The organism is Burkholderia sp. Ac-20345 (assembly GCF_017104825.1).
Taxonomy (GTDB): Bacteria; Pseudomonadota; Gammaproteobacteria; order Burkholderiales; family Burkholderiaceae; genus Burkholderia; species Burkholderia lata_B.
This window is the reverse complement of sequence record NZ_JAAGPO010000049.1, coordinates 24701-46303: the sequence shown is the minus strand read 5'-3', so window position 1 is coordinate 46303 and position 21603 is coordinate 24701. Positions and strand designations below refer to the sequence as shown.

General features: G+C 66.1%; 18 protein-coding genes. 11 read left to right on the top strand and 7 right to left on the bottom strand.

Features of this window, described 5'->3' with window-relative positions:
- Nucleotides 1-457: 457 nt before the first annotated feature.
- A complete protein-coding gene (locus G3O06_RS19255; RefSeq protein ID WP_205817133.1) occupies nucleotides 458-2122 on the top strand; it encodes a fatty acid--CoA ligase in 1665 nt (554 codons plus the stop codon).
- A 47-nt stretch (nucleotides 2123-2169) separates the two neighbouring features.
- Here the strand turns inward: G3O06_RS19255 and G3O06_RS19250 are convergent, their stop codons facing one another.
- Nucleotides 2170-2589: a nuclear transport factor 2 family protein gene (locus G3O06_RS19250; protein WP_205817132.1), complete on the bottom strand. Its 420-nt coding sequence runs from the start codon at nucleotides 2587-2589 to the stop codon at nucleotides 2170-2172.
- 329 nt (nucleotides 2590-2918) lie between these two features.
- Here G3O06_RS19250 and G3O06_RS19245 point away from each other — a divergent pair, with 329 nt between their 5' ends.
- Nucleotides 2919-5687 carry a LuxR C-terminal-related transcriptional regulator gene (locus G3O06_RS19245; RefSeq protein WP_205817131.1) on the top strand — a complete coding sequence of 923 codons (2769 nt, stop codon included), beginning with the start codon at nucleotides 2919-2921 and terminating at the stop codon, nucleotides 5685-5687.
- A gap of 43 nt (nucleotides 5688-5730) precedes the next feature.
- On the opposite strand, the gene G3O06_RS19240 is transcribed toward G3O06_RS19245, so the two are convergent.
- Nucleotides 5731-6624, bottom strand: a complete 894-nt coding sequence (locus G3O06_RS19240; protein ID WP_241020131.1) for a LysR family transcriptional regulator — start codon at nucleotides 6622-6624, stop codon at nucleotides 5731-5733.
- A gap of 173 nt (nucleotides 6625-6797) precedes the next feature.
- Between G3O06_RS19240 and G3O06_RS19235 the strand changes: the two genes are divergently transcribed.
- The 3 genes from G3O06_RS19235 to G3O06_RS19225 all read left to right on the top strand — a co-directional run bounded on the left by G3O06_RS19235 (nucleotide 6798) and on the right by G3O06_RS19225 (nucleotide 9523).
- Nucleotides 6798-7829: an NAD(P)H-quinone oxidoreductase gene (locus G3O06_RS19235; RefSeq protein WP_205817146.1), complete on the top strand. Its 1032-nt coding sequence runs from the start codon at nucleotides 6798-6800 to the stop codon at nucleotides 7827-7829.
- Between the two features lie 232 nt (nucleotides 7830-8061).
- Complete coding sequence (locus G3O06_RS19230; protein WP_174997703.1) at nucleotides 8062-9045, top strand: LysR family transcriptional regulator; 984 nt, start codon at nucleotides 8062-8064, stop codon at nucleotides 9043-9045.
- A 55-nt stretch (nucleotides 9046-9100) separates the two neighbouring features.
- Entirely contained in the window at nucleotides 9101-9523 is a 423-nt protein-coding gene (locus tag G3O06_RS19225; protein ID WP_205817130.1) for a BON domain-containing protein, read from the top strand.
- Nucleotides 9524-9993: 470 nt separating this feature from the next.
- Here G3O06_RS19225 and G3O06_RS19220 read toward each other — a convergent pair whose 3' ends face one another.
- Nucleotides 9994-10215: a hypothetical protein gene (locus G3O06_RS19220; RefSeq protein WP_205817129.1), complete on the bottom strand. Its 222-nt coding sequence runs from the start codon at nucleotides 10213-10215 to the stop codon at nucleotides 9994-9996.
- Between the two features lie 439 nt (nucleotides 10216-10654).
- Here G3O06_RS19220 and G3O06_RS19215 point away from each other — a divergent pair, with 439 nt between their 5' ends.
- Nucleotides 10655-10972, top strand: coding sequence for a DUF485 domain-containing protein (locus G3O06_RS19215; RefSeq protein ID WP_174967903.1), 318 nt, complete (start codon nucleotides 10655-10657; stop codon nucleotides 10970-10972).
- 32 nt (nucleotides 10973-11004) lie between these two features.
- A complete protein-coding gene (gene actP, locus G3O06_RS19210; protein ID WP_241020130.1) occupies nucleotides 11005-12645 on the top strand; it encodes a cation/acetate symporter ActP in 1641 nt (546 codons plus the stop codon).
- Between the two features lie 41 nt (nucleotides 12646-12686).
- Here the strand turns inward: actP and G3O06_RS19205 are convergent, their stop codons facing one another.
- From G3O06_RS19205 to G3O06_RS19195, 3 genes are all read right to left on the bottom strand, one after another.
- Nucleotides 12687-14900, bottom strand: a complete 2214-nt coding sequence (locus G3O06_RS19205) for an FUSC family protein (RefSeq protein WP_205817127.1) — start codon at nucleotides 14898-14900, stop codon at nucleotides 12687-12689.
- A 311-nt stretch (nucleotides 14901-15211) separates the two neighbouring features.
- Entirely contained in the window at nucleotides 15212-15895 is a 684-nt protein-coding gene (locus G3O06_RS19200; protein ID WP_205817126.1) for a type 1 glutamine amidotransferase domain-containing protein, read from the bottom strand.
- 43 nt (nucleotides 15896-15938) lie between these two features.
- Complete coding sequence (locus tag G3O06_RS19195; RefSeq protein WP_205817125.1) at nucleotides 15939-16979, bottom strand: NADP-dependent oxidoreductase; 1041 nt, start codon at nucleotides 16977-16979, stop codon at nucleotides 15939-15941.
- 443 nt (nucleotides 16980-17422) lie between these two features.
- Between G3O06_RS19195 and G3O06_RS19190 the strand changes: the two genes are divergently transcribed.
- The 4 genes from G3O06_RS19190 (at nucleotide 17423) to G3O06_RS19175 (ending at nucleotide 20606) form a co-directional block, all read left to right on the top strand.
- Nucleotides 17423-18337, top strand: a complete 915-nt coding sequence (locus tag G3O06_RS19190; protein ID WP_346779539.1) for an SDR family oxidoreductase — start codon at nucleotides 17423-17425, stop codon at nucleotides 18335-18337.
- A 497-nt stretch (nucleotides 18338-18834) separates the two neighbouring features.
- Nucleotides 18835-19119 carry an antibiotic biosynthesis monooxygenase family protein gene (locus G3O06_RS19185; RefSeq protein ID WP_174968062.1) on the top strand — a complete coding sequence of 95 codons (285 nt, stop codon included), beginning with the start codon at nucleotides 18835-18837 and terminating at the stop codon, nucleotides 19117-19119.
- Nucleotides 19120-19215: 96 nt separating this feature from the next.
- Entirely contained in the window at nucleotides 19216-20232 is a 1017-nt protein-coding gene (locus tag G3O06_RS19180; protein WP_205817123.1) for an NADP-dependent oxidoreductase, read from the top strand.
- A 41-nt stretch (nucleotides 20233-20273) separates the two neighbouring features.
- On the top strand, nucleotides 20274-20606 hold the full coding sequence (locus tag G3O06_RS19175; RefSeq protein WP_241020134.1) for a DUF3331 domain-containing protein: 333 nt from the start codon (nucleotides 20274-20276) through the stop codon (nucleotides 20604-20606).
- 50 nt (nucleotides 20607-20656) lie between these two features.
- On the opposite strand, the gene G3O06_RS19170 is transcribed toward G3O06_RS19175, so the two are convergent.
- Nucleotides 20657-21517, bottom strand: a complete 861-nt coding sequence (locus G3O06_RS19170) for a fumarylacetoacetate hydrolase family protein (RefSeq protein WP_205817122.1) — start codon at nucleotides 21515-21517, stop codon at nucleotides 20657-20659.
- Nucleotides 21518-21603: the final 86 nt, after the last annotated feature.

Here is a 21603-nt window from a genome sequence, read left to right as displayed (position 1 = left end):
CTCCTTTCTCGGGGGGATGGATTGAGGATTCGGCATGGAAAACGGCCAAAACGCGTGCATTGCGCATGCACGGTTTCGAATCGGCGGCGTGGGCCTCCGTTCATGCCCGGGGCGAGGGGACGCGTGTCCCGACGAACAGGTTGCGCGCCGTCATGAATCGTACAACGTCACCCTTGGCGCCACGCCCCCCCGATCAGGTGGGTCGTGACACGGCGCCGCGCACCTTGCGCACACCGTCGTGGATACGCCGGGCACGTGACGCGCGGATGTCCGCCGGGCCGGCGCGCGTGCGCCGGCTCCCCCTGACAGGGGGGGACGCCGAAGCCGGCGCGTCGGGTATCGTGGCCGGACTCGCAAAGACCGGACAGGACTCGGCGTACGTACGGGCCGTGTCGCTGCGGGAGCGCATCTTCGCCCGGCCGGCATCGTGCCTGACCGGTCGCTTATGGAGCCATTCATGAATCCGTCACAGCCGCATTTGCACGATGCGCCGGCCTCGTCCGCGCATGCGTATCCGCTGCTGATCAAGCAGCTGCTTCACACGCCGCTCGCGACGCGGCCCGAGCAGGAGATCGTGTACGGCGACCAGGTCCGGCACGATTACTGGACGTTCCGGCATCGCATCGGGCAACTGGCGAGCGGGCTGACGTCGCTCGGCGTCGGCGCGGGCGATACGGTCGCCGTGATGGACTGGGACAGCCACCGCTACCTGGAGTGTTATTACGCGATCCCGATGATGGGCGCGGTGCTGATGACCGCGAACGTCAGGCTGTCGCCCGACCAGCTGCTCCATACGCTGAACCATTGCGGCGCGCGTGTCGTGCTGGTGCATCGCGATTTCCTGCCGTTGCTGGACGGCATCCGCGACCGGCTCGTCGCGGCGCAGCACTTCGTGCTGATCGCGGACGGCGCCGAGACCGGGCTGCCCGACGGTTTTGCCGACGAATACGAACGGCTCGTCGCGGCCAGTTCGCCCGATTTCGTGTTCGGCGATTTCGACGAGAACACGCGCGCGACGACGTTCTATACGACCGGCACGACCGGGCTGCCGAAAGGCGTTGCGTTCAGCCATCGCCAGCTCGTGCTGCACACGCTGGCCGGGATGGCCGCGCTGTCGAGCGCACGCGATCGCGGGCGCCTGCATCGCGACGATGTCTACATGCCGATCACGCCGATGTTCCACGTGCACGCGTGGGGGCTGCCTTATATCGCGACCACGCTCGGGCTCAAGCAGGTCTATCCGGGGCGCTACTCGCCCGACGGGCTGCTGGCGCTGATCGAGCGCGAGTCGGTGACGTTCTCGCACTGCGTGCCGACCCTGCTCGGCATGATCCTCGACTGCCCCGCATCGGCGTCGGTCGATCTCTCGTCGTGGAAGGTGGTGGTCGGCGGCTCGCCGTTGCCCGAAGGGCTGGCGCGGGCGGCGCTCGCGCGCGGCATCGACGTGTACACCGGCTACGGGATGTCGGAGACCTGCCCGCTGATGACGATCGCCCAGGTCGATGCGTCGCCGATGGCGGACGGCACGGCCGACGACGAGCTCGCGCGCCGGACCAAGGCGGGGCTGCCGCTGCCGCTCGTCGACCTGCGCATCGTCGATCCTCACTTTCGCGACGTGCCGCATGACGGCCGCGCGGCAGGCGAAGTCGTCGTACGCATGCCGTGGGCGACGGCCGGCTATCTCGGCGACGCGCCGGCGACGGCGTCGTTGTGGGCCGGCGGCTATCTCCATACGAACGACATCGGCGTGATCGATCCGGATGGCCGGCTGCAGATCACCGACCGGATCAAGGACGTGATCAAGACGGGCGGTGAATGGGTGTCGTCGCTGGAACTCGAGGACATCCTGTCACGCCATCCCGCCGTACGCGAATCGGCCGTCATCGGCGTGAAGGACGCGCGCTGGGGCGAGCGGCCGCTCGCGCTCGTCGTGCTGGCCGACGATCATGTGGGGCGCGTCGGGCCGGCCGAGTTGCAGGCGCACGTGAAGCAGGTGGCCGATCGTGGGCTGATCTCGCGGTACGCGGTGCCGGAACGGCTGCTGATCGTCGATGCGATCGAGAAGACGAGCGTCGGGAAGATCAACAAGCGGGCGCTGCGGGAGCGCTACCAGCCCGCGTGACGGTGCGGCCGGCCGGGCGCCGGCCGCCGGCCGCCGGCCGCGCCGGCTCATCCGAGCGTCGTCTTGCCGAGATCCTCGAAGAGCCGGACATTGTCCCAGTAGGCGGCCAGCCGTGTGATGCGGCCGTCGGCATCGAACTCGAACACGAACGCGTGCCGCAGCGTGAACGACCGGCCGCGATTCCGGATGCCGAGAAAGTCCCGCGCCTGCGTGCCGCCGATCGTGACCTCGGCGGTGGCGTGGCGGCCGGCGTCATCGGAATGAATGGCATCGATCCTGTTCGACAGGTCGGGGAACGCGTCCAGCAGCGCGCCCCAGATCATCCTGCCGTGCGTGTCCGCCGGCGCGGCCGCACCGGCCGGCACGTAGTCGAGGGCGGCGCCAGGGGAAAATAGCGCGAGCATGCCCTCGATGTCATGCTCGCGATACCGGTCGAAAAAGGTGGCGACGACGTCGCGACGGTTCATGGCGGCTCCTGGCGGAAAAGCGGGGCGACGGTCCCGACGCGCGGATCGGCCGGTTGCGCAGGACACCTTCCAGTCAGGATGGCGCGACTTTCCTCGCACGGTAGCCCCCCGAATGGGGGGCTGAACAGCATGCGCGCGATCGAGAACAATGCGAGTCCTTCCGTTCGACCGACGCGCGCCGCGGTACGGACATCACCTACTTATGAGGGCCGATGCCGTGTCGCTATGCTGTTTCGATGCGAGGCGGCACCGCGCCGCGCAGCGGGCCGCACACCGGCCCGGCCTTCCAGGCGGACGCACGCGCGCAGCGCAAGGAGAACAGGAACAGCATGACGTCCAGCGACAGCAGACAAGCAGCAGGGCCTGCGGACGCCGACGGGATCGAAGTGCTGGTGCGCACCAAGCTTGCACCGGCGTCGGCCCGTGGAATCGTGTCGCGCATCGCGCGGTTCGGCCGACTCGCGCGTGGCCTCGATCGCCGGCTGACGCTCGTGTGCGCGCCGGCCGGGTACGGCAAGACGACCGTACTGGCGGAGTGGCGCGACGCGCTCGTGGCGACGAACGTGAAGGTTGCGTGGGTGAGCCTCGACCAGGACGACGACAACGCATCGATCTTCTCGTCGTATGTGGTGGCGGCGATCGTCGACGCGACGGGCGGTGTCGGCGGCCGCGCGCAGCGGCTGCTGCGCGACCGCGCGCTGATTCCGCTGAAGATCGTGTTCGACGAATTGCTCAACGAGCTGGAGGTCGCGGGCGTCGAGCTGTTCCTGATGCTCGATGATTACGACCGCCTCGCGTCGCCCGTCATCCACGACGCGATGTTCGAGCTGCTGCGCTATGCGCCATCGAACCTGCACGTGGTGCTGTCGTGCCGCTCGGCGCCCGCGTTGCCGCTCAGCTATTTCGAATCGCGCGACGAGCTCGTCCGGGTCGACGAGGACGATCTGCGTTTCGATGAAGCGGAGACGAGCGCGTTCTTCGAGCGCGTCGCCGGCAAGCCGCTCAGTGCGGAAAACGCCGGGCGGCTGCGCGCGGCCACCGAAGGCTGGGTGTCGGGCCTGCAGCTCGCGGCGCTCGCGTTGCGCGACGACAACGATGCGGCGCGCGTCGCCGAGCAGGTCAGCCATGCGCGCGCCGGCATCGCCGCGTACCTGAACGAGAACGTGATGACGCAGGTGCCGGACGCGATCCGTCATTTCCTGCTCTGCACGGCCGTGCTGGACCGGATGACGCCCCCGCTGTGCGATGCACTGACTGGCCGCGACGATGCCGTCGCGTGCCTGGAGTGGCTGAGTGCGCACAACCTGTTCATCCGCTCGGTCGACGGCGGCCGTCGGAGCTATCGCTATCACGCGCTGTTCCTGCAATACCTGCGCGAGGAGCTGACGTTGCGCCTGCCGGACGAGGTCGCCGCGCTGCATCGCCGCGCGAGCGCGTGGTACGCGGCCGAACGGCAATGGCCGGATGCGGTCAGGCATGCGCTCGCGGCCGGCGATTTCGACGCGGCCGCCGGCTGGGTCGAGGCGTGCGCGATGAAGCTGATCGCAGCCAGCGACGTGCGCACCGTGCTCGACTGGGTGTCCCGCCTGCCGGAACAGGCGCTGGCGGGCCGCCTGCGCCTGCGCATCGCCCACGTGTGGGCGCTGGCGTTGTCGATGCAGATAGTCGACGCGCGGCGCGCGCTGGAGGCGATCGAAGCCGATATCGATGCACGGCGCGTCGGCACGGATGCGGTCACCGCGACCGAACTGCTCGGCGTCCGCTCGCTCATCGCGGGGCTGTCGGACCGGAGCATCGAGTCGCTCGAGCTCGGCGAGCGCGTGCTGGCGGCCGGCCCGCCGGCCGGCTCGTGGGTCGAACAGATCGGGCAGACGACGCTCATCTTCGGGCTCGGCTACGCGGGCCGCCTCGACGACGCGCTCGACCTGCGCGCGCGGGCGGAACGTGCGGCGTCGGGCCATGAGCCGCTGTTTGCGCATGTCTACCGGCAGAACATGTCCGGCCTCGCCGAATTCGTCGCGGGCCGCCTGCACGATGCGTCGAAGACGTTCGAGACCGCGCTGCGCGGCGCGGAACGCTCGGCCGGGCGGCTGTCGGCGGCGACGGCGCTGTCGGCCGGCTACCTGTCCGCGATCTATTACGAATGGAACGACTGGCCGAAGGTGCGCGAAGCACAGCGCGACCGTTTCGACATCGCGATGCAGGCGTGTTCGCTCGGGCCGCTGCTGCGGTTCATGCAGACGGCAGCGGTGCTGCAGTTCCGGTCGGGCAACGAGGCCCGAGCGCACGAGATGCTCGACGAAGCCGATCACATCGCCTGCAGCCGGCAATGGTTGCGGCTGCGCGTTGCCTGCATGGCGACCGGTGTTCGGCTGCATGTGAGCGCGGGGAAGCTGACACAGGCTCATCGTGTCGGGCGGGCGCTGGCGGCGCTGGTGTCGGCTGAACCACCGGAAGCCGCGTCGAGCTACGTCGAGACGTGGCAGATGGCGCAGTCCGCGCGGGCGCGGCTGCTGCTTGCCGATGCCCGCGCGGAAGAAGCCGCCCGGGTCATGGCAATCGTGCACGACGTGCTGGCCGCGCGCGGGTTCGACTGGTTCGCCGCGCAGGCCGCCGTGCTGCGCGCGGTCGCGCTCGAACAGGCCGGTCAGGAAGACGACGCACTGGCCGTGCTTGCCCCTGCGCTCGAATACGGGCAAGGCAACGGGCTCGTGCGCACGTTCGTCGACGAAGGCGCCGTGGCCGAACGCCTGACGGCGCGCGTGCTGAAGCGGGCCGACCGGTTTCCGGCGGTCGGTGCGTGGTATCTGCGCGAACTCGCGCGCGCGTTCGACGCGGACCGGGCGTCGAATGCCGCGCCGGCCGCACGGCCCGGCACGGCCGGCAACCTGAGCGCGCGCGAGGTCGAAATTCTCGATTACGTCGCGCGCGGCCTGTCGAACAAGGAGATCGCCCGCGCGCTGCGCGTTGCGCCGGAGACGATCAAGTGGCACCTGAAGAACATCTTCGAGAAGCTCAACGTCACGTCGCGCATCCAGGCCGTGCGCAGCGGGCTGGCGCTCGATGCGTCGTCCCGCACGCGCGTCGGCGACGAGTAGGCGGGGGCGCGCGGCGCGCCCGCGTTGCCACGGCGCGAGTGGCTCATCGATGCGAGTCGAACGCGGACACGATCTCGTCGATCGTCGCGCGGATGCGCGCGGTGTGGCGCAGGTCGCGATGCGTGACGAGCCAGACCTCGTAGGGCGCTTCCCGCATCTGCGCGGGCCAGATGCGGGCAAGGCCGTCGCGTTCGCCCATGTGCACCGGCACTTCGCCGATGCCGAGGCCCGAGCGCAACGCGGCGCGCATCATCAGGCTCGAATTCATCCGCCCGACGATGCGCCCGGCATCGATCGGCTCGCCGGCGATCGCCGGCTTCCGGCTTGCGTCGACATACGGCTGGTAGACCACCAGGTCGTGCCCCGCGAACGCACTGCCGCGTGCCGGCTCGCCATGCCGTTGCAGATAGTCGTGCGAAGCGAACAGTCCCATGTCCCAGCAGGCGAGGCGGCGCGCGACGAGATCGGGGTTGTCGGGCCGCACGGTGCGCACCGCGATGTCGGCCTCCCGTTTCGCCAGGTTCAGCACTTGAGTCGACGTGTTCAGCGACACGCATACGTCGGGATGCTTCGCATGCAGCCGCGCGATCGACGGCATCACGAATTCGAGCGCGAGCGCATCGGTCGTCGTGATCTTGACCTCGCCGGCGAGCCGCCGGTCGACGCCCTGCGTCAGCCGGACGAGCTCGTGCGCATGCAGTTCCATCGCCTCGGCGGCGCGCAGCGCCAGCTCGCCGACCGGCGTGGTCAGATAGCCCTTCGATGAGCGCAGGAACAGCGTGGCGCCGAGCGTGTGCTCGAGTTGCGCGAGCCGGCGCCCGACCGTCGCCTGGTCGACCCCGAGCGTTTGCGCCGCGCGGCGCAACGTGCGTTCGCGATGAATCGCGAGAAACACGCGTGCGTCGTCCCAGTTCATCGATTGTGCTGACTGATGCATTTTTGCATTCCTCGTTCGGCAATTCACTGCGTGCCCGCGAGCGGCACCGTCTCTAGACTGTCTTCACACCCATTGCGATGCCGCGATTCGAGGATGACCCGCGAATCGGCCGTGCATCGACGAACGTTGAGGATCATATCGTGACTGATGACGTGACAACCCTGCCCGCCGACATGACGGCGATTGAAATCGTGCGCCCCGGCGGCCCCGAAGTGCTTGTGCCGACCACGCGTCCCGTGCCGTCGCCGGGCCCCGACGAAGTGCTGATCCGCATTCACGCGGCGGGCGTGAACGGCCCCGACGTGTTCCAGCGCAAGGGGCTGTACGATCCGCCGCCCGGCGCGTCCGACATTCCCGGTCTCGAAGTTGCCGGCGAAGTCGTCGCGGTGGGCCGCGACGTCACGCGCTTCGCGATCGGCGACGAAGTCTGCGCGCTGATTCCGGGCGGCGGCTACGCGGAATACGCGGTGGCGAACGAGAGCAATACGCTCGCGATTCCCGAAGGGCTCGACATGACGGAGGCGGCGGCAATGCCCGAAACCTTCATGACGGTCTGGCTGAACCTGTTCCAGCGTGGCCAGTTCACGGCCGGCGAGAGCGTGCTGATTCACGGCGGCGCGTCGGGCATCGGCACGACCGCGACGATGCTGGCGAAGGCGTTCGGCGCGTCGACGATCATCACGACGGTGGGCTCGGAAGCCCAGCGCGAAGCAAGCCTGCGGCTCGGCGCGGATCTCGCGATCGAGTACCGCAACGAGGATTTCGTCGAAGCGGTCAAGCGCTTCACCGACGGCAAGGGCGTGGACGTGATCGTCGACATCATCGCCGGTGACTACGTCGCGCGCAATTTCGCGGCGGCCGCGATGAACGGCCGCATCGTCCAGATTGGCGTGATCAACGGGCCCGCGAAGGAACTCGACCTGTTCCCGATGCTCACCAAGCGTCTCACGCACATCGGCTCGACGCTGCGCTCGCGCACCTACGCGGAGAAGGCTCAGCTCATCCGCGAGCTGGAGGAAGCCGTATGGCCGCTGATCCGCCAGGGCACGGTGAAGCCGCAGGTCTACCAGACCTTCGACCTTCGCGATGCGAGCGCGGCGCACGCGCTGATGGATTCCGGCCGCCACATCGGCAAGATCGTGCTGCGCACGCCTGCGGCGGATCAGGCACCGGTTTCCGCCGCAGGCGGCAAGCATTCCACATGACCGGGCCTTGCTTCAGCCCCCCGGATGGGGGGCTGAAGGCAACGCGGCGAATGACGACAATCGGTACCACTGAACATGACGGCGCGCGACGCGAGCGATGGCCCACGGGGCACGTCGATGCATCGCGGGCCGCGGTTCGAAACCGAGGCCGCGCCGCGCGGCCGGGCGCGGGATGGCCCGAGCGTGCGCGCCTGGCGGATGTCGCGACGGCCGCGATGGACGATGAATCGAAATGGACATGCTTGAAAACATGCGGACGTTCGTGCGTGTCGTGCAGGCGGGCAGTTTCACCGCCGTCGCGAAGCAGTCCGACATGGCGACCGCTCAGGTGTCGCGGGCCGTCGCCAGCCTGGAGGACTACGCGCAGATCCGGCTGCTGAACCGGACGACCCGCAAGATCGCGCTGACCGACAACGGGCGGCGCTATTTCGAACGCCTGCTGGCGATCCTCGGCGACGTCGACCAGGCGAACGCCGAAGCGCGCAATGCACTGGTCCGCCCGTACGGGCGGCTGCGCGTGCATACGATGCCGGGGCTCGGGCAGAGCCACGTGACCGCGTCGGCCGTCGCGTATCAGGCGATCTTCCCCGAGGTGTCCGTCGAAATGACGTACTCGCAGCGGCTGCCGAATCTCGTCGAGGAAGGGTACGACGTGTCGGTTGTCACCGCGTCGAGCCTGCCCGATTCCGGCTATATCGCGCATTCGTGCGGCCGGAGCTACAGCGTGCTGGTCGCGTCGCCGGCCTATCTCGCGCGGCACGGTACGCCGCGCACGCCGGCCGAACTCGCGGGCCATGCGTGCCTGTGCCTCGATACGCCTGCCGACGCGAATGGCGAATGGCGGCTGCACGGCGCGGGCGGGGACGTCGCGGCGCACACCGTGACCGCCGCGTCGTTTCACGCCAATGCGCCAGAGGCGCTGTCGATCGCGCTGCGCGCCGGGCTGGGCATCGGCCCGCTTGCGATCTATTCGGTCATCGACGATTTGCGCAGCGGGCGGCTCGTCCGCGTGCTGCCCGATTACCGGCTGACGATGCTCGACGTCTACGCGATGTTCGCGTCCCGGCGATTCGTGGACGCGAAGATCCGCACCTTTCTGGATCACCTGCGCGCGACGCTGTCGCCCGCGCTGGCGGCCGACGAGCACGCGCTCGAAGCGATCGCCGCGCCGCGCGGCCGTGCGCGCACCCGTGCGTTGTCGGGTGCGGTGGCCTGACCGCTTTCCCCAGCAGTTTCCCCGCAGTTTCCGTTCGTTCCTTGAGGAGAATTCGATGAAGATCCGCCTTGCCGTCGTTGCAGGTTTTGTCGCGCTGTCGCCGATCCTGGGTCATGCGCAGTCCGGCGCGCCCAATGCGGACGTGTCCGGCCCGCAACGGGTCACCACGTCGCCGGCCGCGTCGTCCGTTGCGTCACCGTCACCGTCACCGTCGGCGGCGGCGCGGTCCGCGAAGAAGGCCGATCGCGCCGCCGATCGCGCGTTCGCGAAGAAAGTCCGCCAGGCGATCACGAAGGCGCCCGGCATCGGCGGCGCGCAGGTCACCGTATTTGCAAAGGCGAAGACGGGCGACGTGACGCTGGCCGGGCAGATCACGGACCAGTCGCAGGATCAGGTCGCGGTGGATGCGGCCCGCCAGGTGCCGGGTGTCACGTCCGTGAAAAGCCGGTTGCAGTTGCGTCTGGAAGGCGGGCAGTAACAGTAACGGGCGTGTGTCCCCGGGCGGCCGCGTCCGGGGCATTCGCCGGACGAATGACGCGGCGCCGGCCCGCCGGTGCCGTTTCATCGCCGCCATCCGCGCGGCGTCACGCGTGATCGCTTTTGCCGCACATCACCGTGAAGGTTTGCTGCATGGCCGCGCAAAGCGGTTCCCCGTCATCGCGAAGTGCCCGCTCATGGGCAAGGTCGTGATCGTGCAGGATGCATGAATCGGCGCGGCAGTCGCAGCATGCGGGTGGATCGGGCGTACGAGATCAATACATGTCCGATTCAGGCTCCTCGGCGCTTCTGCCGCCCGGGATCCGGAAAAGATATCGAATCCCGATAACGGTGCCATACGTCGATCCCGTCGCTCGTATGCCAGACGCCCGCGTCGGCGTGGATCGTCGGTGTGAATCGGTAGCTCAGGCCCCCGCCGTAGACCCGACTGTCTAACGAGCCGGCGGCCTTCTAAATGACGAATACCGCGTTGACGGTCAGGTCGTTGAGTTCATGACGACCGCCGATCGTGCGAGCGGAATCGAATACCTCGCCCAGTTGCCGACGCAGCCGACTATTCGCGGGATCGGCATCGGAATTCGCGTGCCGGTAGAGGTACGTGTCGATCGATGCATCGAGCGGGCATTCGAGCATAAGCGGGCCATCGCGCACGTGTGATGCCTTGCTGTGCATGGATCTACTCGAGCACCACGAGCAGGTTCAGGTCGGTCCGGAAAATGTTCATGACATTGGAAATGAGCGGGTGGCTGGGCGGCAGCGTTGGTTCGTCATAAATACCGAGTGACGACACGGTTTTGCCGCCCCCCGGACGGGGGGGGGAAGCAGCGTTGCGCGGCTCACGCTGAATTCACACACGTACGCCTGTCCCGATTTTTCGGCGCGACCGGGACGCGCGGTGTTTTCATGAGGAGCATGCGAATGCGTCGATGCCCCCCACCTGAGGGGGCTGCTATTCGCAGATGGTCGAAATATGCTCAACCGTCTCGCCATCACGGAGGCGCTATCGTCCGGATAGGGAATTGACCTATATGGTATGGATAACGAATCAATGAACGGGGTGGCGGATTAGGAAAGCGGCACTGAATCTAAAAATGATCGATGGAGGAGGCATATGACGTTGAATGAAAGCGCAGTTTCGCGCATCCGGGAGCATGTGAAGTTTCGTGAGCTGGTCGACGAACGCGCACGCCTGGGCCGGGTGTTGATGATTATCGTGTTGGGGACGTATTTCGGGCTGATCGCGCTGGTTGCGTTGCGGCCTGATCTGTTGCGCAGCCCCGCGTGGGCGGGAAGTGTCACGACCGTCGGCGTGGTATTTGCGATTGCGGTGATCGTCGCGGGATGGGGGCTCACGTGGCTCTATGTCCGTGTCGCGAATGATCGGTTCGAAAGGCTGACCAACGAACTGCTTGGCGAGGTGATGGAATGAGATCGATCGCACGCGTTTCGACCGCGACAATCATGCTTGCCGTCACGCCGGGCGGCTTTGCCTGGGCGAGCCCGGTGGTCGAGGGTGGGCAGCGTCAGCCGCTCAATCTTGCCGCCATCGCGATGTTCATGGTGTTCGTCTGCATGACGCTGGGCATCACGTACTGGGCGGCGAGGCGCACCAGGACGGTGAACGACTTCCTTACCGCCGGCGGCGGAATCAGCGGGCTCCAGAACGGCCTTGCGGTTGCCGGTGACTACATGTCGGCCGCGACGTTGCTGGGTGTCGTGAGTCTCGTCTATTCGAAAGGCTACGATGGCCTGCTCTATGTCGTCGGCTTCTTCGTGGGATGGCCCGTGATGCTGTTCCTCATGGCGGAGCGACTGCGCAATCTCGGCAGGTTTACGTTCGTCGACATCATCGCCTACCGGCTTGATCCGATCAGTACACGCTGGATGGGCGTAGTCAGTTCGTTGACGGTCGTGTTTTTCTATCTCATCGTCCAGATGGTTGGCGCGGGAGAACTCGTTCAACTGCTATTCGGCATTGACTACAACTATGCGGTCGTCGGCGTCGGGTGCCTCATGATCGTCTACGTGACTTTCGGCGGAATGATCGCGACGACGTGGGTTCAGATCATCAAGGCCGTTCTGCTGATGTTCGGCGGCACGTTGCTGACGTTGCTGGCGCTCGGTCATTTCGGCTTCAGCTTCGAACGGCTCGCGCTGTCGGCGATCTCCGTGCACAAGGGGGGAAGTTCGCTGATGGAGCCGGGCCGCCTGTTTTCGGATCCCGTTTCGGCCATCTCCATGTCGCTTGCGACGGTGTTCGGACTCTCCGGATTGCCGCACGTCCTGATGCGCTTCTTTACCGTTCCGAACGCGCGGGAAGCCAGAAAGAGCGTTTTCGTTGCCAGCTCGTGCATCGGTTTCATGTTCGTCGCGATGTTCATCATTGGTCTCGCGAGTGTCGTGATCGTCGGCACCGACCCGCAGTTCTTCGAGGGCGGCCGGGTGGGCGGGGTGCTGCGCGGCGGGAGCAATATGGTGGCGATGCATCTCGCCAAGGCGACGGGCGGTAGCCTGTTCCTCGGCTTCCTTGCGGCGGTGACGTTCGCCACCATCCTGGCCGTGGTGTCGGGCCTGGTGCTGGCGGGGGCGTCGGCCGTATCGCACGACATCTATGCGAGCGTGCTGTGCAAGGGGCGAGCCAGCGGGGCATCGGAGATCCGGGTTACGCGATGGACGACACTGGCGATCGGCGCCGTTGCCGTCGTGCTTGGCCTCCTGTTCAAAGGGCAGAATCTCGCTTTTCTCGTCGCCCTGGCGTTCAACGTTGCCGCTTCGGCGAACTTCCCGCCGCTCGTGCTTTCGATGTACTGGAAGGGGTTGACGAGTCGCGGCGCCGTTTGCGGCGGCATCGTCGGACTCGTTTCGTCGGTCTCGCTTGTCATTCTGTCGCCGGCGGTGTGGAAGTCGGTGCTCGGGCATCCGGCTGCCGTGTTCCCTTACGATCACCCGGCGTTGTTTACGATGCCGCTGGCGTTCCTGGCGAGCTACGTCATGTCGACATTCGATCGCAGCTCGAAGGCAAGCGCGGAACGGCGTTCGTTCGACGCCCAGTTCGTACGTGCTCATACCGGGCTCGGTGCGGAACGGGCGGTCGAGCACTGAGCTGAACGAACAGCCCTCCCCGGCGCGCGTCGGCAGGCAAGTCAGTGCGCGCGAATTGGTACCGACGTGCGGTCATTTCGCGCGGGCGCAGGGAGCGGCGAGTCGGGCGCTGCGAGCGCGCTTTGAATGAAATGCAGACTACCGAGGGCCGTCTGAAGATGGGGCACGGCCGGGCGAACCGCATCGATAGTCTGCATCACCCGCTGCAGTGCGCCAATGGCAGCCTGTACCGCGTGCATGGCAGCGGCGCTGGCCTTCGGCGTCGGCGCCTCGAACAAGCGCCGAATCGCGCGATATGCGTACGCGGAAGCGTCCAGCCATGCCGGGGCGGCGTCCGGGCCGGTCCGTGCTGCCTCGATTGCCATCGCGCCGCGCAAATCGACGACGGCCGAGCCGATCTCGAGCACGGCCAGAAACCATTCGACGGACTCGCGGTTCGCCACCGGGTCGTCACGGGATATGGACCGAACCTGATACATGAGGTCGCGCGTGCGGCTTTCGAAGCGCATGCGCAGTGTCGCGGCCGAGCCCGTGCATGCAAACACCACCTGCCTGCGAAGGTCGGCCAGCAGGTGTTTGCGCAACCCGTGTGTCGTCGGTGGCAGGAACAGTTCGAACGCGACCGAGGCCATCAGCATGGACAGGACCAGCGCGATTGCGTCGTTCATGAAGGACGTCGGATCGTACGCGACGACATTGTCGGGGCCCGTCAGGAAGCAGAAGTAGATGCAGTATCCGATGCCGTATCCGGCCAGCGACGGGCGCGTCGTCATCCAGCATCCGAGTGCGAGCGGCGGAGCGAGTACCACGCACAGCAGTGGAAAACCGTCGATGACCGGATAGATGACGAACATGACAACCAGCCCGATGATGGACGCGAACGCCGTGCCGACCGCCATCTGGAACGCCGTGCGGGACGGTCGCGCCGAGGATGCGACCAGCGCGCAGATTGCGCCGCCGTTCAGGACCAGCAAGGCGCCCGAGGGCCATGCAGTCGAGATCCAGAACGCGCTCAGCACCAGCGTCAGCAGCATTGCGCGGATGCCTGCGACTGCCGCGATGAGCGGATTGGTTCGCGGTTCGTAGGGCGCCATCCACTGTTCGCGCTCGTGCGCGCTTGCGCTCAGCGACAGATAAGTTCTCGCATAGGCGATATAGATGTCCAGGAACCGGTCGAGCAGTTCGACAGCCGTGTCGAAGTCAAGCGCGGTCACGCCGTAGCCGAGCCGGTTCCGTGCCAGGCGCGCGCGGGCGGGCAGCGCAGCTCGGCACTGTTCGAGCGTGTCGGCCAGCGACGCGGCGAGTGCTTCGATATCGTCGGCGTGCGTCGCATCCTGCCGTTCGAGGCGGATCGGCGCGGCGATACCGGCCATCAGTGCCTCGACCTCCGCCAGCACGGCATCGGCTCGGGCGACACGCAGCCGGGTGATCAGTTGACTCAATGCGTGCAGGCGCGTCGACGCTGCCATGCGTTCCGCGTTGAGACGAGTCAGGCGGCCGTTTCGCAAGCGCGTATCGGGGCCTTCGAAAACCGCGGCGCTGCGTGCGGCTTCCGCGTTGACGGTCTCGTCGACGATGCGCACGCTTAGCGCCTCGAGAAACGACCGGTCGATGCGGCCGGACAGAATCGACAGCACATCGTCCGCGAACTGCGCAAACCGCGCCCGGTTCACGCGGTTGATCTGTTCGCTCACGTGCTGCGGAAAGACGAGCGCGCTGACCGCGCCCGAACTCAGGATGCCGATCGTCACCTCCGTCACACGCGTCATCGCAGACAGAAAGGCCGCGTCCGGATGTTGCCATGACGGGATGCCGATAAGCGCGGCAGTGTAGCCGGCGAGCACGAATCCATAGGTTCGGAAGTTGCGGTTGCGCGCGGCACCTGCCGTGCATAGGCCGATCCAGAGCGCGGTTGCACCGAGAAAGAGTTCCGGCGTCTGCCCGAACAGGCTGATCAGTACCAGCATGGCGAGCAGCCCTACGATCGTGCCGCAGATCCGGTACAGGCTTTTTGCGAGCACCATGCCGCTTTGTGGCTGCATGAGCACGAAGACCGTCGTCATCGCCGTTCGTGGCATCGGAAGTTCGAGCTTCATCGCCACACCGAGCGCCAGAAGCGCGGCGAGAATGGTCTTGAAGACGTACAGCCACGTGACGCCGCTCGTGCTTGCCCAGTTACGGGCGGCATCGGCGATGGCAACATATGATTTGGTATCCGAAATATAAGATGTGAATCTGAATGGCGACAAAGACATGATGTATGTTGCGCGTGATGCAGGTGTGCGGCGACGGGACGAGCGTGATTGTATGTTCCGGCGGTGCGTTCGAGTATTGCGCGTGGTGTTAAACGCTTTTTCCGGATCAGGATCGACGTCATCGCGCGACGACCGGGTGCGCTAGTCGAGTGTGCCACCCGATGAGCGCGGCCCGTTCGACAAAGCGACAGGAATCGGCGCGCGATCCCCGTTTCGGGCAGCCGGACGGCCGCTTGTTCGCGCGTTTCGTTCTTGTGCGAGGCCGGCGGCGAACCGCGCATTCGCCGCCGGCGCGGAGGTCGCTCCTTGCGTCAGGCGCGCGGCAGCATCTTCAACAGCGCCTGGGCGGCTGGTTCGGACGACGCCGGATTCTGGCCGGTGATCAACAGGCCGTCGACGACCACATACGGTTGCCAGTCATCGGCTTTCGAATAGCGGCCACCCTTCGACCGGAGCTCGTCCTCGACGAGAAATGGCACGATGTTCGTCAACCCGACGGCATCCTCTTCGGAATTCGAGAAGCCGGTGACGGTCTTGCCTGAGACGAGCGGCTTGCCGTCCGGCCCCTTGACATGCCGTAGCACGCCCGGTGCGTGGCAGACGGCTGCGACCGGCTTGCCCAGCGCGATGGCCTGCTCGATCAACGAGATCGATCGTGCGTCCTCGGCGAGATCCCAGAGGGGGCCGTGGCCGCCCGGATAGAACACCGCGTCGAACCCATCAACGGCAACCTCGGACAGCTTTTGCGTGGCCGCAAGCGCGGCACGCGCGTCCGGATCCGCGTCGAAGCGGCGTGTGGCGTCGGTCTGAAACGCGGGGTCCGCGCTTTTCGGATCGAGAGGCGGCTGGCCGCCGGCAGGCGACGCCAGCGTGATGTCGGCGCCGGCGTCTTTCAGCGTGAAGTAGGGGGCAGCGAATTCCTCGAGCCAGAAGCCGGTTTTCTCGCCAGTCGAGCCGAGGGTGTCGTGGGATGTCAGGACGAACAGAAGTTTCATGATGTCTAGGGATGAAGATGAATGATGGATGCGCGAATCCGCTTTAGGCAGCGGCTTCGGCGACGCGCACGACCACCTTGCCGAAGTTCTTTCCCGCGAGCAGGCCGATGAGCGCTTCCGGCGCGTTTTCCAGGCCGTCGGTGACGTCCTCGCGTGGCCTGATCTCGCCGGTTTTTACCCATCCGCCCATTTCGGCCAGGAACGCCTGATAGCCGGTCGCGTAGTGATCGAGGATGATGAAGCCCTCCATGCGGATCCGTTTCTTCAGGAGCGTGTCGGTCAGGAGCGGAAGCCGGTCGGGGCCGGGAGCCGGTTCGCTATCGTTGTATTGCGAAATCAGACCGCAGAGCGGCACGCGCGCGCCGACGTTGAGGAGCGGCAGCACGGCGTCGAAAATCGCGCCGCCCACGTTCTCGAAGTACACGTCGATGCCGCCGGGGCAGGCTTGCGCGAGCTGCTGCACAAGATCGGGCGCACGCCGGTCGAGGCACACGTCGAAGCCGAGCGTCTCGGTGACGTACCGGCATTTCTCCGCGTCTCCTGCGATGCCGACGACGCGGCAGCCTTTCAGTTTCGCGATCTGGCCGACGACGGCGCCTACCGCACCGCTCGCCGCCGCGACGACGATCGTTTCGCCCGGCTTCGGTTGCCCGATCCGCAGCAGGCCCGTATAGGCAGTGAAGCCCGGCATGCCAAGCACGCCAAGCGCATGGGACGGGTGTTCGAGATCCGTGCCGAGCGGCATGAGATCCGAGCCGTCGGAGAGCGCGTAGTCCTGCCAGCCGCTTTCACCCAGTACCAGACTGCCAACGGCGAATGCGGGATGCTTCGAGGCGATGACGCGGCTGACGGTGCCGCCAACCATCGTATCGCCAAGCGCAACCGGCGGCGCATAGGACGGCGCGTCGCTCATGCGCCACCGCATATAGGGATCGAGCGACAGGTGGAGCGTCTGCAGCAGGACTTCGCCTTCGGCGGGCGTCGGCACAGCAGTGGTTTCAAGCCGGAAGTTGTGTGCTGCCGGCGCCCCGACGGGGCGGCTTGCCAGGACGACCCGGCGATTGACGGATTGGGATTGCGGCATCGATGAACTCGTTGTTACGGTTTCGCCGCCCGGATCATGCCGGGCGGCGGCGGAATCTCCTGCGACAGTCGCGATGCGCAGGACGACATGCCACGGCACGTTGCCCCAGAAAAGTAGACCAGTCGTCTAGAGTCGAAGCGCTTGCGGACAACGTCGCAGGGATTGACCTGCGGGGTTGCGCCCGGCTGCGCAATTCATCGCATGAGTGCGAGGGCTGACCTGGAGGTCGAACCGTGGTGCGGATCATACGAGCCAGTAGACCAGTCGTCTAGTGAGCGTTCAACGCTATTTCGCGCGCCGCGATGTGTCCCGTTTGCGATCGCAGGAGGGCGAACGGCAAGGGCGAATCGAGCAACCGCCCGCCGTCATGGCCGTGCCATAAGGCGTTCGTCGAGATCAGCCGTCCCGGCAAATGGCGGCGTGCGACCGCTTCCGAGCCGTGAATGCGATGTGGTCGTCCTCCCCATTCGGGGGGGCGCGTTGGTTGCGTGAAACGCCGTAACGTAGTCGGCAAGGCCGCCGTTCGCGTCGGTCCGGCCGACGCAATCATCGTGTACCGAGCGGGGGGAGCCATGACCAAGACGGTGTTGATAACCGGAGCGGGGTCCGGATTTGGGCGAGGGGTCGCGTTCGCGCTTGCCGACCGGGGGCATCGCGTGATTGCGTGCGGTCAGATCTGGCCGCAGGTCTGGGCGCTGAGGCAGGAGGCCAAGGCGCGCGGTGTAGTCATGCAGGTCATCAAGTTCGATGTGACAAACGAAATCGATCGTGCACATGCATTGACGTACGACGTCGATGTCCTGCTGAACAACGCGGCGATCATGGAATCCGGACCGCTTGTCGAGATTCCGATATCCGTATTTCGTTCGGTATTCGAAACGAATGTCTTTGCGGCGCTCGAAGTCGCGCAGGGATTCGCGCGCAGGATGGTCGTGCGCGGGCATGGTCGAATCGTCTGGATGTCGTCGGTCGCGGGACTCGTCAAGGTGCCGTTCGACGGCGCCTATGCCGCGTCGAAGCATGCCGTCGAAGGCATCTGCTCCGCGATGGAGGAAGAACTGAAGCCTTACGGCGTCGAAGTCGTGACCATCAATCCCGGCGCGTATCGCACCGGCTTCAACGATACCGGCATGGAAAGCATGGATCAATGGTGGGATCAGGGCGAGCGCGTGGTCGCCCACTGGCCGACGCGCGAACTGAATCGGCAACACGATCCCGCGGAAATGATCGACGCCATCGTGACGGTGATCGAGGCGGAGGCGCCGCCGTATCGGACCGTCAAGCCCGAGTCTGCCGAGCAGCTCGTGCGCGATGAACAGGCTGCCGCATGGCAACGGATCGTCGGCGGCAAGCGGTGAGCGGCGCGAACGAACGCAACACCCGGTCACCTTGTGTGCAGTCATGGCCGCTCCAGCGCGGGTCGCCGCGCACTGTGCCGGTATCCGGCGCGATCAATCTGGACGCGTAGAAGCAAGCCCGCCCGGGAGAAGCGCGTTGCTGCCTACATGAACGCCTCGCCGTATTTTTTCACCCCCCCGTAGTGGGGGTAGAGCGGTCGGCTCGGCAGCGCTATCGTTGGCGCATCGTGGCGGAAGGCCGAAATGATGCAGGCTGGCCAGTTCGTGCCGAGCGGGTGCCGTTACATGGTCCGATTCCGGCGCGTGGCCGCGCGGAGGCGCGCACGAAGTCGCCACGACTATCTCGCTTGACCGGACGCGGCCGCCTTTCCACGCGAGCCGGCAGCAGGGCAGCGCGCATGCGCGCGTGGCTCGCCCGGAATGTCCGGCCCGGGATGGATGCCGGCATCGTATCAATTGCACTGCGCGACTGTTCGCGTCGCGCGGAGAAACCCGCCATGATTTTTGAAATTGCCCAGATCGACATACAGGAAAACGGTGAGCAGGGGTTCGAACGTGCGGTCGCCGAGGCGAAGCCGCTCATCGAACGCGCACCCGGTTGCCACGGCCTGCATTTGTATCGCGGTATCGAGCAACCGTCCCGCTATCGTCTGATGGTGCAATGGGAAAGCGTCGAGCGGCATGACGCCTTTCGCCAGACGGCCGATTTTCAGCGTTGGCGCGAACTGGCTGGCCCCTTCTTCGTGGGCCCTCCTTCGGTCGAGCACGTGCGCGAAGTCTGACGCGCCTGCGCATGGGGCATGGGGCACTGCCCCGACCGTTCGGCATACCCGACCTGCATCGCGGGCACCATGGGTTGTTGCAAGGAGATAGAGGCAGTGAGGTTCTCCACGATCAGCACGCAGATTCAACTGGCGAGGCGGCCGAACGGCCAGCCCGTTCTGGACGATTTCCTGACGGTCGAGGCACTGCTTCCGTCGTTGTCGGACGGCGAGATTCGCGTACGTAACGAATACATTTCAGTCGATCCGTACATGCGCGGTCGAATGGACGACCGGCCGTCATATGTCGAACCGTTCAAGCTGCATGAAACGATGACCGGCGCGGCGGTGGGCCGTGTGACCGAAAGCGCATCGAGCGCATTCGCACCCGGCGAACTGGTGCTGCACCGATACGGCTGGCGCGATATCGCACAGGGCGCGGCAGAAGATTTCACCCGCGTCCCGGACTTGCCGGAGCTGCCGAGCAGCGTTCATCTCGGCGTGATGGGCGCGACCGGCATGACGGCGTATGTCGGACTGCTCGTCGTGGCGCGCATGCGCGCGGGCGAGGTCGTATTCGTTTCCGCGGCGGCAGGTGCTGTCGGTTCGCTCGCAGGGCAGATCGCGCGGCTGAAGGGCGCCGCGCGCGTGATCGGCTCGGCCGGAAGCGACGAGAAAGTTTCCGTGATGCGCGAACGCTACGGATACGATGCGGCGTTCAATTACCGGCGCGCTCCCGTGCTCGAGCAATTGGAGGCTGCGGCCCCCGCAGGCATCGACGTCTATTTCGACAACGTCGGCGGCGATCATCTCGAAGCCGCATTGTCGACGTTCAATTACGGCGGACGTGCAGCGATCTGCGGTGCCATTTCGCAGTACGATCGCGTCGGTGTTCTGCCGGGGCCGCGTTTCATGGAAAACATCGTCTATCGCAGCTTGACGTTGACGGGCTTCCTGCTCCATGACTATCGACAGCACCGGGATGCGTTCGTCGACGAGATGGCAGCGTGGCTGCGGGGCGGGCAGATCGTGCATGACGAAACGATCGTCGACGGTATCGCCCGCGCGCCGGCGGCGTTTATCGGGCTGATGAACGGGACCAACACCGGCAAGATGCTGGTCAGGATCTCGTGAACGATTGAACCCGCGCGATCGACCAGGCCCGGGATTCGACACTGCTGGCTTGCGAGCGAGACATGCCTGATGCGACTTCACGATGGGACGATGAACGTCGCGTGGGATGCGTCCGCGAGTTCGCGGGTGCCCAGGTGACGGTGCTGGAATGCGACGGAAGCGTGTTGGTGGTTCGTTGGGTCGAGCCCGGCGTCCGGCATTTCGGCGAGCAGCACTGGCGGCGAGCAATCGCTTCCCGCCGTGGTCGGTGCGTACTGTCACACTTGCCCATTTTTCCCGGTGACGCAGTGTTTCGTCCGACGGGACGGCCCAGGCCCATCAACGCCGGCGCGATGATCCTGGCGAACGATGCGCTGGGCACGCAGCCCGTCTGAACGCGTGCCGGCGCGCGGCAGCCGGCACGCGCAGCCTCGTCACGATCGGATCACGATTGCACGACGGTATTTCTGAGTACGCCGATTCCCTCAATTTCGACCTCGCAGACGTCGCCTGCGCGCATCCAGAGCTGTGGATTGCGCGCCATGCCGATGCCTGACGGTGTGCCTGTCGCGATGACGTCGCCGGGCTCGAGCGTCATGACTTCGCTGATGGTGGCAATCAGCGTGGCGATGTCGAAGATCATGTCGTTCGTATTGGCTTCCTGCACGACGGCACCATTGAGCCGGGTCTGAAGCCTGAGGCCGGCTGCGCCCGGCGGCAGTTCGTCGACGGTCACCAGTTCGGGGCCCAGTGCGCCCGTTTCGTCGAAGTTCTTTCCGACGGTCCATTGCGGCGTCTTGAACTGATAGTCCCGCAGGGTCGCGTCGTTGAAGGCCGTATAGCCGGCGATGTGGCCCAGCGCATCGCTTCGCGCGATGCGTCGACCGCCGCGGCCGATGATGACCGCCAGTTCGCCTTCGTAATCGAGCTGATTCGATTCGATCGGCAAGCGGATCGCGGCTCCGTGCGCGGTCAGGCTGCTGCGAAAGCGCGCGAAGAGCGTCGGGTACGACGGAACCTCGTATCCGGCCTCTTGCGAGTGCTCGACGTAGTTGAGCCCGACGCAGATGATCTTCGACGGCCGCGTCACGGGCGGAAGCAGCGCACACTCGGTCAGGTCGAGCGGCTGGCCGGTCTGCTGGAGGCGTTCGCTTGCTTGTACCAGGGCGGAAGGCCCGCCCGAGACGAGGGTGTCGAGATCGCCGGGGTAGCCGGGATCGGTCCGCGTCAGTCCAAGATAGCGGCCGTCGCCGGACCGGATGGCGAGGCCGGTGGCGCCGTCGCGTACGAAGCTGATGAATCGCATGATGGTTTTCCGATAATCAGGTCAAGGAAGCAGGGAAGGCGTGCGGCCGCGCCACGCAGTCTTTCGATCGCGTGGGACGGTGGGTC